The sequence below is a fragment of the Myroides sp. DW712 genome, assembly GCF_046557355.1.
Classification (GTDB): domain Bacteria; phylum Bacteroidota; class Bacteroidia; order Flavobacteriales; family Flavobacteriaceae; genus Flavobacterium.
This window is the reverse complement of the sequence record NZ_JBKFDO010000006.1, coordinates 68,239-83,243: the sequence shown is the minus strand read 5'-3', so window position 1 is coordinate 83,243 and position 15,005 is coordinate 68,239. Positions and strand designations below refer to the sequence as shown.

Annotated in this window: 7 protein-coding genes; all 7 read right to left on the bottom strand. The window is 35.5% G+C overall.

Annotated elements, in window-relative coordinates; all coding sequences use genetic code 11:
• Position 1: 1 nt before the first annotated feature.
• The 7 genes from ACLJX0_RS06545 to gyrA all read right to left on the bottom strand — a co-directional run bounded on the left by ACLJX0_RS06545 (position 2) and on the right by gyrA (position 14,831).
• Entirely contained in the window at positions 2-910 is a 909-nt protein-coding gene (locus ACLJX0_RS06545) for a lipoprotein (RefSeq protein ID WP_410879322.1), read from the bottom strand.
• A 257-nt stretch (positions 911-1,167) separates the two neighbouring features.
• Positions 1,168-1,497, bottom strand: a complete 330-nt coding sequence (locus tag ACLJX0_RS06540; protein WP_410879321.1) for a hypothetical protein — start codon at positions 1,495-1,497, stop codon at positions 1,168-1,170.
• Positions 1,498-1,760: 263 nt separating this feature from the next.
• Complete coding sequence (locus tag ACLJX0_RS06535; protein WP_410879320.1) at positions 1,761-4,334, bottom strand: hypothetical protein; 2,574 nt, start codon at positions 4,332-4,334, stop codon at positions 1,761-1,763.
• A gap of 60 nt (positions 4,335-4,394) precedes the next feature.
• Complete coding sequence (locus ACLJX0_RS06530) at positions 4,395-6,884, bottom strand: hypothetical protein (protein WP_410879319.1); 2,490 nt, start codon at positions 6,882-6,884, stop codon at positions 4,395-4,397.
• A gap of 28 nt (positions 6,885-6,912) precedes the next feature.
• Positions 6,913-10,383: a hypothetical protein gene (locus tag ACLJX0_RS06525; protein ID WP_410879318.1), complete on the bottom strand. Its 3,471-nt coding sequence runs from the start codon at positions 10,381-10,383 to the stop codon at positions 6,913-6,915.
• A 610-nt stretch (positions 10,384-10,993) separates the two neighbouring features.
• A complete protein-coding gene (locus ACLJX0_RS06520) occupies positions 10,994-12,253 on the bottom strand; it encodes a tetratricopeptide repeat protein (RefSeq protein WP_410879317.1) in 1,260 nt (419 codons plus the stop codon).
• Between the two features lie 19 nt (positions 12,254-12,272).
• Positions 12,273-14,831: a DNA gyrase subunit A gene (gyrA, locus tag ACLJX0_RS06515; RefSeq protein WP_410879316.1), complete on the bottom strand. Its 2,559-nt coding sequence runs from the start codon at positions 14,829-14,831 to the stop codon at positions 12,273-12,275.
• Positions 14,832-15,005 lie beyond the last annotated feature (174 nt).

Here is a 15,005-nt window from a genome sequence, read left to right as displayed (position 1 = left end):
CTTAAAAAAGAATATCTAAATACAATTCACTCTTTACTCCAGCTACACCAGGCGTAAAATCAGTGGGAACCTTCGTTCCTTTGAGAATGCGTCCTTGGTTGTTTTGAAGTATCAAATTCAACGTCCAATTCCCTGTCATGGTATAGTTAACCACTCCTTGATAAAGACCATCTTTACGTTGAACTAAATCGCGATTATTTGGAGAGGAATGATTTCCCATCGAAGGTTCTGGCATACGTGGATCTAAGAGTAAGGTATAGTTTTCAACGGGTTCATAGGCTTGATGTAAGGCTTCAGTATCCATACCAATTGACTTATTTCGCTTAAATATACCTGCTACGAGTTCGTTTTCAGCTACTTTAGGTTGCATGGGCGCAACTAAGGCGATAATATATTCTTCCTGATCCTTTCCAATAAACGAAGTCATGCTCAAATTCATATTAGGCTGTGGCTTAACTTCAATCGGTTCCATTTTTTGAAACTGAACAGCAATGTCTTCTATTGCTACAACCAATACCCAGGCTCCTTTTTCACCTATTTGTGTAAATACAATATACCCCGTATAATATTTATTTTGTGGTTCATATATCCATTCGGTACTATGCGGACAAGATGTTTCCTCTCCTGTTTCGCTTAAGTGAACAGGCAAAAGGCTAACCTTAGCATTTTCAATGGCTTGTTTGTTATGCACATCAAGTAATTGTACACGAACTTCGTTATAGCCTTGATAGAGTTGTCCTTCTAAGGCTTCTACACGAAGGATATACGTTTCATTTTCAGAAGAGAATATTTCTTTAAACTGTTTGGCTTCAGGAGCTACCGTGTTTGTCTCCGTTTTATAATCTGTTTTTTCTACTGTACAGGCTGCTACAGCAACAAGTGCTGAAAGCAAATAAATAAACTTTTTCATAGTTTTCAGGAATAGACCTAGGAACGAATACAGTCTCTTTTTTCACTTCCTTATTTTGAAAAAGAAGACCTACAAGTCTTCTATAGAAAGAGAAGAATAACTGCACTTCGTTTCATCCGTCTTTTGTAGGTAGTATGGCGACTACCTGGATTGAGAACTCTAGTAAAATGCGATAAAAAATAGGAGAATACGACAAACTTAGCCCAAAATCACACAAAAGCAACTTTGAAGATTACAGCAATTCCTATTATTGTACTTTAGAAAACGGGGGGTCTAAACAGTAGATTCGTAAATGAAAAGAAATATAAATCAGCTATAGCCTTATCATTTTTAATGCGATACGGATTAAAGAAAACAGCATCTATAGCATCTAAGGCTTGATAATACATCACTTGTAGTTCAGCAGAAGCAAAACTGACCTTATTTTTTTCGGTTTTGGTATCAGAAGCATGTGCCAATTCTTTTTTTAGGTGACATTTTCCATTACATTCTAAATCAGGCTTATCCTTGTTGACACATAATTCGTTTTTGATATAATCGTATAGCACTACATATTCCACAACTGGTAAAACCGGTTTGAAAAACATAAATAAGGATAATATGAGAGTGGCTATTTTCACGGTACAAAGGTCTGTTATATTTTTAAATCAACAAAATTTGGTCGTGTTTCTATGAATTATTGGATTGAAAGCATAAATATACGACTAAAAAGGAAGAGTGCTATGCGTTTGTTCGGCTATTCAAACGTGTTTTAAAACAAAGCGGGTGACTTTTTAGGCCACCCGCTGTATAATAGATTAATAGATTATGTTTTTCTTTTTTGAAGAATGATCCAACCTAGGTTCTATTTTTAGTGTTGATCATAGTAATGCTCATCCGTTGTTCGTTGTACGTAGTCGATAGCCCAAGCTAAGAAGTTCATGGTGAAGTGACTGTTATAAGTCGCTGCACGACTATCTCCAGTTGATCCAGATCCTGGTGCAACAGTAGCATTTGAAGCATTACCACTTACCCCATAGACTGTATTTCTAAAGAATCCACTATCTCCAACATAGACAAATGCACGTTGATTGTGTCGTACTGCCCAAGCTTTACTAGGGTCTGCATCATAATTAATATAAGATGAGGGTAAATTGTTGATTTTTCTACCAATTCGATCTTCACCTAACATCTTTCCTCCTAAGTCTCCAAATGGACCTTTAAGTAAAGGATCATTTATATTAATTAAGATATGATCTGTACTTGCGCTACTAATAGTGGCAGCTCCACCACCTGCTAATTGATTAATAAAGTTGGCTGCATGCGTACCATGCACTTCGTTTACAATCATTGCAGCACCTCTTTTGAGTACTAAGAATTCATATAATGCATCATTCTTCGCTCGATCAAAACCAAAATTATAAGAACCAATGACAATATCGACTTTATTATTTCTCAAAGCTGCAGTAAAATTACTCGCAGTTGAGTGGTTTCCTGAAATTATCGTAACACGCTCTACTTTCACGATTCCATGTGGTCCAAAATAAGCTGGGTTTTTTAATAATCCTGCTTTCGCACCATCATCTACCCTATAGCTAGCGCTGCTTCCTGATGCTAAAACCACCATAGGTCTATACAGCACAGGTACGATAACAATTCCACGTTGTTCGGCATTGCCCACACTGTTTCCAAGAAGTTCGATTCGATAGTGATCTGCAATTTGAGGTGTACCGTCTGCCGTCAATACCATAACCACTTCACGTCCTACCTCTGCATTAGTCAATAATCTAGTACCTTTATACGTAATACCATTAACAGGTTTTGTTGTTTCAATCACAGCCTCCCCAGGGAAAATAACCTTAACTGGTACTTCGATTTGATTTGGTCCTGTCAAGAATACGGGTTTATATGGACGTAATTTTCCAATTACTCGGGCTCTACTCCAATCTACTTCATATTGAACAGGTGCTCCTGATACTGGAATATCATACGTACATCCATTCAATTCAGTTAAATCAATTGGATAAGAAGAATCATACTCATGGGCTCCTCTAGAGGTTAACTTCATTTTTACGGCTATATTTCGATTGCTTACCGTGGGTTTTCCTGTTCCTCTTTTTGGTGTTAGGACCACATTCTGCACATCATCGCGTAAATCATTAAAGGTAAAATCAAGTAATCCTGAAGTAAATTCTATCTTTTCAGTTTGATTTCCATAACCTGTTCCATCAATTTCAACGGTTCCTTTTACCTCACCACGACCTGTGGCTCGTACTTTTAGTGGAACGTGAATTTTATTATCTGGGGTTAATGTTACATTGTATTCAAATGAGCCTTCATGGCTAATTGGGTATTGAGCATCTGCACAATAAAAATCTACGGTTAATGGCTCTATACGTACTGTATAGGGATAAAATTCAGGAGACTGTCCTAATTCCACCTGAACATGTGAATTGGTAAAGAAATCCAAAGGTGTATTTCTTGGAACAACTGGTGCTCCCTGCCCTCTTAGGATTATTTTGGCTGTTTTAGCTGCAATTTCTGCATTAGTTAAAACACGTCTTCCTGAGAATCGAATCCCGTTGTTATCTAAAGTATTGATTTCAACAGTTCCTCCCATAGTAATATTTGTGATGGTCACCTCTAAGTTTCCACTTCGTACATGATTCAAGTTGATACCTGTAAAGAATTGACCTACAGATTCAATATGGCTAATTTTATACTTTAAGGATTCTTTTTCAACAAAATTGTGAATCACACAATTCGACGTCTTACCATTTAGTACAAATTTAATCTCATCTCCTGGGCTTGTTGGTGCTCCATTTCCATCTCGTGTATATCCTTTAATGGGAGTACCCGAACCTCTTAGGGCAATATGATAGTTTCCTGCATCTGGAAAAATACCCGTTCCTTGAAAAGCATAACCATTCGGGTTTCCTGCATGATAAGCCGTTGCTTCAACACTATACCTGCCTGGGGTAGATACACTTACCTCGAGAAAAATCATATTAGAACGCTCTTTTAAAAATACACCTTCAAAATAATTTCCCTCTATTTGAATTGTTGCACATTTGCTATCTTGAATAACAAAAGTAGCAGGCTCTATCTCTCCACACAAATTTAACCATCTATCACGTGCTTCATTATAGAATTCCATACAATCGATGGTTGTATTATATATCATTAATCCCTGTTGTAAATCAGCTTTTGGAATATTTCTGCGTTCACTCATCGTCATTTTAGGCAATAAAAATCCCTTCTCAATAGAACTCAACTCTAGAATACTAAATGGAAGTACATCACTAACGGGCTGACTAACGGACTGATCCGTCAATTTCATACCATTGCGAACGTTTGAATTTTGCCCTTGTACTGTAGTGATACAAAAAAAGACAACTAAGAATATATAATACAATACTTTATATCGTTTTACTTCAAAATTCATATGCATTATTTTTGGATTAAAGCAGCTGAAGCCTACGCTGAAGTTTCAGCTGCTTCTCAATTAATTCGTTGGTCTATTTTCTTTCACATACTCAATAGCCCAAGCCATTACATTCGCGTAAAGCACACTGTTGTACACTAAGTTTCCTTGATAGTAAGGTTTGGCGATTGGTGTTCCATCCGCTAAATATTTTGAAGGCCAAATAGTGGTATGTGTACTTGTAGAGGTTCCTACAAACCATCCACCATCACCAAAGAATGCAAAACCTAACTCTCTGTGTTTTAATCCCCAAATTAAAGAAGGATCTCCATTTTTACTCACTAAAGGAACCAAACTAGTAGGTAAATTGCTATAATACCATCCATTTGTGGCATCGTTACCGAGGTATTTTCCACTTAGGTTTCCAAAAGGGCCATTGATAATTGGATCATTATTTGCACTACTTAACACTGGATTTACCATGGTATACCTGCTACTGTGTGAAATTCCGCTGCTTGATGTCAGTTGTTCTATAAAACTCTTCGTTGTAGAATGCACTCTATTCTCATCCCCAATAATTAGAACTCCTTTTTGATTGCGAACAAAATCTAACAATACTTGATTGGTTGCTTCAGTAGCATTATACCCAATCACATTGACAATAATATCTACTTTATTCGAAGCAATATAATTGCGTAGTTTTTCACCTTGTACTGATGTGTTTAGAATTCGAATGTTATTAACTTTAACTTTTCCTGTGGACCCAAAATTCACTCTACTATTTAAAATAGCACCACCAGCATACGTATTCGATGTTGAAGGTCCGTAGTTATTTGAACCTAAACGCAAGACTATAATATCCCTAAAGCGCACATCAATCATAGTGGAACAAGTTGTTGTACCTGCTTGACTATTTGTTGTAATAGTATAGGCAAGATTCCCTCCATCGGTGTATCTTCCTGTTGGAGTTAAGCGAATCGTTTGTTGTCCTTGTCCACTGAAGGTACCCGTTGCACTAAAGCTTACGCCATTTACTTCATTGGTACTTATCGTATAAGGACCTGGATAATCTACATTTACTTTTAATTCGATATAGTGATTCGCTCCTAAATTAGTATCCACTGTATAAGATCCATTTACTTTTACTGTACTACATAAGATAGTGTAACGAATCGGTTGTACTTCTACCGTAATTTCTGGGAATGTTGCACAAATAGCTGATGTTCCTGGCGTTAGATTTGTAAACTTAATTGCCGTTGTTCCTTTTGGAATGAGCACCTCTTCTGGATACAGGGTGACAAATTGAATGTTATTTCGATTTGGATGGAAGGACAGATTGACATTGTTAGCTTTAAAACTAACTGGTGTAGTGGTATTTCCGACCACAAAATGTCCCCTTAATTCGATTGACGTTGTCCCTGGTGCTAAAACTTTCACAGGAATTAAAATAGAATTCGCCTGAGATAATTGTGTATCTTCTTGATATCCTCCTCTAATTTCTATGGGGCTATTCGCATCATCACATACCAATTCAAAAGCTACTGGTTTTACGTGAACCATAACTTTTGCATTTGTTGGATTCGTATGGTTAATTGAATTTGTTGTAAACGTAAAAACATTAGGACTTGAAATAGGTGTAGAAACACCTGGAGTTCCCTGCCCTACTACTTCTATTTTTTGAGCTCCTTCCGAAGTAAACTCACCTGAACCACTAAAAGACATTCCATTAGTCGTATTCGATTGTACCCTCCAGAACCCCGTTCTTGTTACATTTACATCTAATTCTACCTTATTGTCATTCGCATTTAAAGGAACTCCAATATAAGCATCCCAAGCCGCTGTCAGGTTTTGTGGCTCATCAATAGTAAAATCTAAATTAGAAGGTTTTACTTTTATGCGAGCGTTTGTACAAACGGTACTTACTTTTCCATTAATCGAAAAGCTAAGTAAATCTCCTTGTATTTCATTTCCTGTAAGAGGAGTACCTAGCCCCTCTAGGGCAATCGTGTATACCCCTGGAGCATTAAAACTTCCACTCTTACTAAAAGAGTAGCCATTCTCCGGACTTGGAGTAGCGGTAATATGATAAGAACCAGATTCTTGAACATTTAATTGGACATAGAGAATATCAGTTTCTTTTAAGAATTTCCCCTGTTCTAAATAATCATTCCCTGAAGCGCTTAGTACAATTCTACTACAATCCGTTAAATCTGCAATAGCTGGAGGTAAAGTCCCACATAAACTCAACCAACGGTTTCCTTCTCTACTATAGTAATTAATACAATCCGTATCTGTATTGTAAATGACTAAACCATTTCCTCGTTCTATATCCGTAATACTAATTGCATTACGCTGTGCCGTAGTCATACGTGGAAGAAGAAATCCTTTTGTAGAACTCTCTAATTCTAGTAAAGTTGCAGGCGCCGCCGTGATAGTACTATTGGCTACCGAACCATCTTTAATCTTCGTTGTATGAGGATTATTTTGTCCGAAAGTAGTGACTATCGTAAAGAACACAGTCACCATCATCCAGGCGATATATTGAATAAATTTCAACTTATTTTTTTTCATCAATACTAATTTTGACTTATACAATTTCCTATTTTAAAAGCGCTTCAAGTGCTTCTAATCGCTTCGTTAAATCTTGAACTTCAGTTTTCAATACTTGAATTTCATCTGTTTTTTGATCTAACTCTTTTTTCTGCTCAATCACGTGTAAAAAGAGTTCCTCTGTTTTTTCCAATAATTGAATCGATAACTCAGATACATTAAAGGAATAACCCGTAGCTGTTTTTTCTAATTCGCTAATTGGGGTAATTCCAGGTAAGTGTCTATTTATTTTGATATAACTATCAACACTAGATAGGTCTTTAAACGTATAGTCGTACTTCAAAGAAGAAAATCCATCAAAATAATTCTCAAACACATAATCTGCATAGTAACTATTCGTTGCCGTAATACTACCATTTACACGTAAACGTTCATTCGGTGCACTAGACTTAGTCGTATAGCCAATTCCAACCCAACCCATAGTGTATATATCTTGATCATTTTTAGTCGCTTGGATACCATTACCTGTGTACCAAGGCTCTTGAACAAGATCATCTAAAGAGATGATTGTTGCATTTTCTTTTTCATCAGTATAAACCAATTCTCGTGTATCGAGTTTTGCTTCTAGCTTAGTTAATGTTTCTGATTCTTCAAATATGTCCTTGATATAAATTGGGTTTTTTGACTTTTCTTCATCTTGGAATACCAAAGCCTTTCCTATACCTGCATAATTATCTTCCAGTGTTAATGACGTAATCGTTTCTAAACTATTAGCACCTGTTGAACCAAATAATTCACTTCCCTTAATCTCCACATCTTCACTCGCCTCGTTTTTATAAACATACTTCGTTGCTTCATAGGTGCGTAAATAGGTTTCTCCTGGTCGCTCTACTTCTTCATGTACTTCTAGATATTCTCCATTTACTTCGTCTAGATACACATACATACCGTATTTCTGAGGAGTTAAAGTTGTTTTTGTTTCTTTACTCTTAATTTCAGCAGTCAAATTAAAGACATCATCAGCAGTCGTAATAACAATATCTCCATTGTCATCACGTACAACTGAAACATCTCCTGTAGCAGTTGAAATAAATTGTTTTAATAAATTTATTACCCTAGTATCTTGGATGATTTTATCAAAATCAGTAATCACATCTTGAGTGATGGTCACAACCACATCATCTCGCTCCATTGTCTCATCAACGAAATAGTATTCAATCATTCCTGTGGTTTGATTGGCTCCTTTTTCCATTGCCGTTAAGGTTTCTGCAAATTTGATGTCTTGGATGTCTATACCATTATTGAATACAAATCCTCCTTTTACTTCATTCTCATTAAGCGTTGAATCTGTTATTTTTAAGCTAGATTGAGCTGAATTAGTTTTAATTAAGGTTTTAAACTCATTACTATCTCCTAACTCGGTTATAAATGTTTGATTGTCTACTAATTCAGTTACAAATACGTCATTCTGTGCAATGATTCTTCCTAAATCATCAATAGACACTGCAAACGTATTATCCTCTGTATCAGTAATCGTTAAGAAATCCGCACTTACTACAAAGTGCTTAATCTTGGTATTACCCAAAGCATCCCAGCTGATTGGTACAATATTCTTGTCCTCATCATAGTAGAAGAAACTATTGTTAGTTGAGTTATATCCCACATTTCCGTAGGTTCCTTTTAATTCATTGATAATGTTTTCAATAAATTCATTGTTGTTGGTAATGTGATTTACAAAATCAATATTGTCTCCTAACTTGGTAATAAACTCTTGGTTGTCTACCAAATTGGTAACAAACGTACTGTTTTTAGCGATTTCTTCTACCGCTAAGGAAACGCTATTGTTGTTGGAATCTGTTACTACCAAATGATCATTTACTAAAGTAAAGCTTACGTTTACCGTATTTAATGCTGCCCAATCAATCTCCTGTTTATCACCGTGTTCATCGTAGTAAAAGAAGGTATTGTTTACGGCATCATAGTTTACATTTCCGTACTTCTTTTCTAACTTATTGATGATGTTTTCAATGAACTCATTGTTGTTGGTAATGTGATTTACAAAATCAATATTGTCTCCTAACTTGGTAATAAACTCTTGGTTGTCTACCAAATTGGTAACAAACGTACTGTTCTTCGCGATTTCTTCTACCGCTAAGGAAACGCTATTGTTGTTGGAATCTGTTACCACCAAATGATCATTTACTAAAGTAAAGCTTACGTTTACCGTATTTAATGCAGACCAATCAATCTCCTGTTTATCACCATGTTCGTCGTAGTAAAAGAAGGTATTGTTTACGGCATCATAGTTTACATTTCCGTACTTTTTTTCTAACTTATTGATGATGTTTTCAATGAACTCATTGTTGTTGGTAATGTGATTTACAAAATCAATATTGTCTCCTAACTTGGTAATAAACTCTTGGTTCTCTACTAAATTGGTAACAAACGTACTGTTCTTCGCGATTTCTTCTACCGCTAAGGAAACACTATTGTTGTTGGAATCTGTTACTACCAAATGATCATTTACTAAAGTAAAGCTTACGTTTACTGTATTTAATGCAGACCAATCAATCTCCTGTTTATCACCATGTTCGTCGTAGTAAAAGAAGGTATTGTTTACGGCATCATAGTTTACATTTCCGTACTTCTTTTCTAACTTATTGATGATGTTTTCAATGAACTCATTGTTGTTGGTAATGTGATTTACAAAATCAATATTGTCTCCTAACTTGGTAATAAACTCTTGGTTTTCTACCAAATTGGTAACAAACGTACTGTTCTTCGCGATTTCTTCTACCGCTAAGGAAACGCTATTGTTGTTGGAATCTGTTACCACCAAATGATCATTTACTAAAGTAAAGCTTACGTTTACCGTATTTAATGAAGACCAATCTATTTCATGTTCATTGCCTTGCTCATCGTAGTAAAAGAATTTATTTGTAACTGCATTATACTGCACATTTCCATACTTGCCTTTTAATTCATTGATAATATTTTCAATAAACTCATTGTTGTTGGTGATGTGGTTGATGAAATCGACATTATCTCCCAACTTGGTAATGAACTCTTGGTTCTCTACTAAATTGGTTATAAACGTACTATTAGTTGCGATAGCTACAAGAGATAGATAAACGCTATGATTTTCAGTATCAGTAATAATTAAGGATTCCTCCCCATTTTTGGTTGGATTGGGGCCAATAGTGAAGGTATTATTCATACGATCAATTACCGCATCTCCAGAAAGCAGAGCAACCCAAGTTTGGTCTCTCCAATAGTAAAATCCTGCTTTGATATTGTTTTCACCTGTATGATATACCAGTAAACTTTCCACTTCTTCACCTACTATAGGTGCATATTGTGTTAACTGTTCAAGTTTAACTCGGGGAATTAAAACTCCTTTTTTGTCCGCTACAATGTCTAATTGAGCAGCACTAGCTGGTTTTTTCGTACCAATACCTACTTGTGCCATAGCTGAACTACTTAAAATAAGTACTAATAGAGGAATTACTTTTCTTATCATAATTTATACTTTTTTGTTATATAACACGTAACTATTATACCTTTATAAAGTTACAATGATTAAATATTTATTACACATACAATAAAATTATTGCTAATAAGGTATGTTTTATTTAATTATTGTGTGTAAAAAGTATTTTATTTAAGAAATTACAACATTTAAGATAATGTATGATAATGCTTAAAAATTCGCAAAACGTAAAGTAATAAGATGTAATATTTCGATATACTAGAAGGTGTGAAAAATAGCTGACTACTGAAATCAAAACGATCGCAAATTGAGTAGAATAAAGTTCCAAAAGAAATATTAATTTTTATCAGTCAAAAATTTCTGTTTTTTAATAAAAAAAAGAAAATAGGATGTAAAAAGAAGTAGGCATGCATATAATTGATGCCGAAATCGTGAAGTAACTTTAGTTTTAAATCTCAATTCATAGATAAATTACATTATTATTCACTAAAAAGTAAATAAAACTAGTAATATGTAAAAACAAGGAGGTAAAACTAAGAATACAGAAATAAAGTAAATCAAAATAAAAACAATATATAAAAACAAAAAGGGGGACATAAAGCTAGCTTTATATCCCCCTTTTTCTATTCTATTTTGATTCTTACTTAGCCTCTAGTGCTTTTAATTTATCGTTCATTTCTAATGCACGGTAAATGTTTTTTAGTGTCTGAATAGCTTCTTCGTTATTTTTGTTGATTGAAAGTACTTTCTCTAAATCATTCATCGCATCAGCATACATTGCTTTTTTCTCCTTTTGAAGTTGCTCGTATTTCTTGTTATCAGCAGCAGACATTCCTAAGCTGTTCATCTTATTCGTCAATTCCTCATCTGGTTGTAACTTGATGAAAGCCATATTTAAATAAGCATTTTCATTTTTAGGATTGATTTGAATCGCCTTTTGGTAATATTTTCTAGCTTCATCAATTTTACCTGCTTGGTAGCTTGTAACCCCTAGGTTGTATAACAATAAATCATCATTTGGGTTTTTAGTCAATGCCTCTTTGGCAATTTCTTCATATTTACCCATATTGTTTGACTTCAAATACAAATCCATTTGTGTTAACATCAAGTTTGTATCATCAGGATTTGCTTTTCTAGCCTCAACAATCGCTTTTTCTGCTTGATCGTATTGTCCTTCTTGGTAGTAAATTAACGCTAAGTTCTTTACAATCTCTGGGCGTTTTGATTCTTCTTTTACTAATTTAGGATCTGTATGTGTCCCTTGTTTCACTAATACATCTCTCATTTTAGAATCTTGACCAAAGTTTTGAACCTCGCCTGTTGCTTTTTCAACTGCCGTATAGTAAGACTCATTTCCTTTGTATCCCAAGTCAATCAATTGCTTGTAGTAAGCCGTTGCTGTTGGGTAATCTTTTGAACTAATAGCTGTAGAAGCAGCATAGTAAAGATAAATAGTATCTTTTGGGTTGATATCAAATGCTTGCTTAAACTTCTTTGTTGCACCAATATAATTTGAAGAGTTATTATCTTCAATGGCTTTATTGATTACTTTAGAAGCAACAAGTCCCAATTCTTCATTGGCTTGCTTAGCTAATTTACTGTTTTTATCAATTGATTCAATGGCTTTATAGCTAGCCACCATTTGATCAACATTGGCGTCAAAATTTTGATCTTTTTCAATTTGTTGGTACGCTAAGTTTGATTTCAAATAGTAATACTGCACTTTTTGATCATTCGTCGCTTGGTCTAAAACACCTTCTACTGCTTTTAAAGCTGTTGTAGCTTCCGCTACATTTCCTTTTTTTACCGCTTTTTCAGCATCTTTTAGCTCTTTCTTTTGAGCCATCGTAAGCCCAGAAATCATAAGGGCTGCTGCTAAATAAACATATTTTTTATTCATAACGTGTGGTTTTATTATTTTACTCTTGGTCCTGGTCTAATTCTTGGTCCTCGTCCTCAACTTGATTGTCAAAATCCTCCGCAACATCTAATACAGTTCCGTCAATTTCTACAAATTCTTGGTCTTGATCATCTTCGTCATCTTCTTTCATCACTTTACAAACCGCCGCAATCGAATCGTTTCCTTTGATATTAATTAAACGCACCCCTTGTGTAGCACGTCCCATTACGCGAAGGTCTGAGATACGCATGCGGATTGTTAATCCTGATTTATTAATAATCATCAAATCATCCGCGTCAGTAACTACGTTAATGGAAACTAATAAACCAGTTTTATCACTGATATTCATCGTTTTCACACCCTTACCTCCACGATTGGTTTCTCTGTATTCTTCTAAAGCAGAACGTTTTCCGTACCCATTTTCAGATACAACCAAAATTTCGCTATTCAAATCACTTACCGATACCATTCCGATTACTTCATCTTTGTCATCGGCTAAGGTAATTCCGCGAACTCCCGAGGCTGTTCTTCCCATTGGACGTGTTTTCTCTTCATCAAAACGAACAAGTTTTCCAGATTTTACAGCAATTAATACCTTACTCTTACCATCCGTCAATTTTGCTTCTAGTAATTCATCATCCTCCTTAATCGTAATGGCGTTAATTCCATTTTGTCTTGGACGGGAATATTGTTCTAATGGTGTTTTCTTCACTTGACCTTGCTTGGTCGCCATAATTACATAGTGATTGTTGATGTACTCCTCATCTTTCAAATCTTGCGTACAAATAAACGCTTTCACTTTATCGTCATTCTCAATATTAATCAAGTTTTGAATCGCACGACCTTTACTTACTTTCGTTCCTTCAGGAATTTCATATACTCTCATCCAGAAACATTTTCCTTTCTGAGTGAAGAACAACATATACTGGTGATTCGTAGCCACATACATATGCTCCAAGAAATCTTGATCTCTTGTTCCCGCCGATTTTTGTCCTACTCCTCCTCTATTTTGTGTTTTGTATTCTGAAAGTGGTGTACGCTTGATATACCCCGCATGTGAAATAGTAATAACGACTTGCTCATCTGCAATCAAATCGGTAATACTTACATCTCCTCCTGCATATTCAATAACCGAGCGGCGCTCATCACCGAATTTATCTTTTACTTCAATTAATTCTTCCTTAATCAAGTTCATTCGCATTTCTTTACTTGCCAATAACTCTCTTAAATGATTAATTAATTTCATAATCTCCTCATACTCCGCACGAAGTTTATCTTGCTCTAGTCCAGTTAACTGACGTAAGCGCATTTCTACGATTGCACGTGCTTGGATTTCAGATAAAGAGAAACGCTCAATTAACTTCGCTCTCGCTTCATCTGCATTGCTTGACGATCGAATTAAGGCAATTACCTCGTCAATATTATCTGACGCAATAATTAATCCTTCTAAGATGTGTGCACGCTCTTCGGCTTTTCTCAATTCAAATTGCGTACGTCTAACTACTACATCATGTCTATGCTCAACGAAGTGATAGATTAACTCTTTTAAATTTAACGTTTGCGGACGTCCATCAACCAATGCAATATTATTTACACTGAATGACGACTGCAACTGGGTATATTTATAGAGCGTATTTAATACAATATTAGGAATTGCATCGCGTTTTAAAACGTAAACAATACGCATTCCCTTTCGATCGGATTCATCGCGAATCGTGGCAATACCTTCAATTTTCTTGTCGTTTACTGCTTCAGCCGTTTTCTTAATCATTTCGGCTTTGTTCACCTGAAACGGAATCTCCGTTACCACGATGCACTCTCTACCATCCACTTCTTCAAAATTGGCTTTGGCACGCATAACTACACGTCCACGTCCCGTTTTAAAAGCTTCTCTTACTCCTTCATAGCCATAAATAACTCCTCCAGTAGGGAAATCAGGTGCTTTGATGTGATTCATCAATTCATCGATTTCGATGTCGTTGTTATCGATATAAGCCAATGTTCCGTCAATAACTTCTGAAAGATTATGCGGAGCCATATTGGTAGCCATACCAACTGCAATACCTGAAGCACCATTGACCAATAAGGTAGGAATACGCGTCGGCATTACTTTGGGCTCTTCTAAGGTATCGTCAAAGTTTAATTGGAAGTCGACGGTTTCTTTATCGATATCAGCAAGAATCTCTTCCGATATCTTCTTCATTCTAGCCTCTGTATAACGCATTGCTGCTGGGCTATCTCCATCTACAGATCCAAAGTTACCTTGTCCATCTACAAGTAAATAACGCATACTCCAATCTTGAGCCATACGTACCATTGCGTCATAAACCGAACTATCTCCGTGTGGGTGGTATTTACCCAATACTTCTCCAACAATTCTGGCCGACTTTTTATGTGCTCTATTAGACATCACGCCTAACTCATACATACCAAATAACACTCTACGATGCACAGGTTTTAAGCCATCTCTAACATCAGGAAGCGCTCGAGATACAATCACAGACATTGAGTAATCAATGTAGGCTGATTTCATCTGTTCCTCAATGTTAATAGGAATCAACTTTTCTCCTTCAGACATAAGTATATTAAATTTAAATTGTCATTATTAAACGTGCTAATATACAGATTTTATAGCGTTTTTCCATACTCAATTGTCATGAAAATTCGTTTTTTTAGTATTTATTTACCGCTTCTTTTACTCGCTAATTGTAATTTCACCCTTCTTCCCTACAAATCTCATTGAGACAAACAA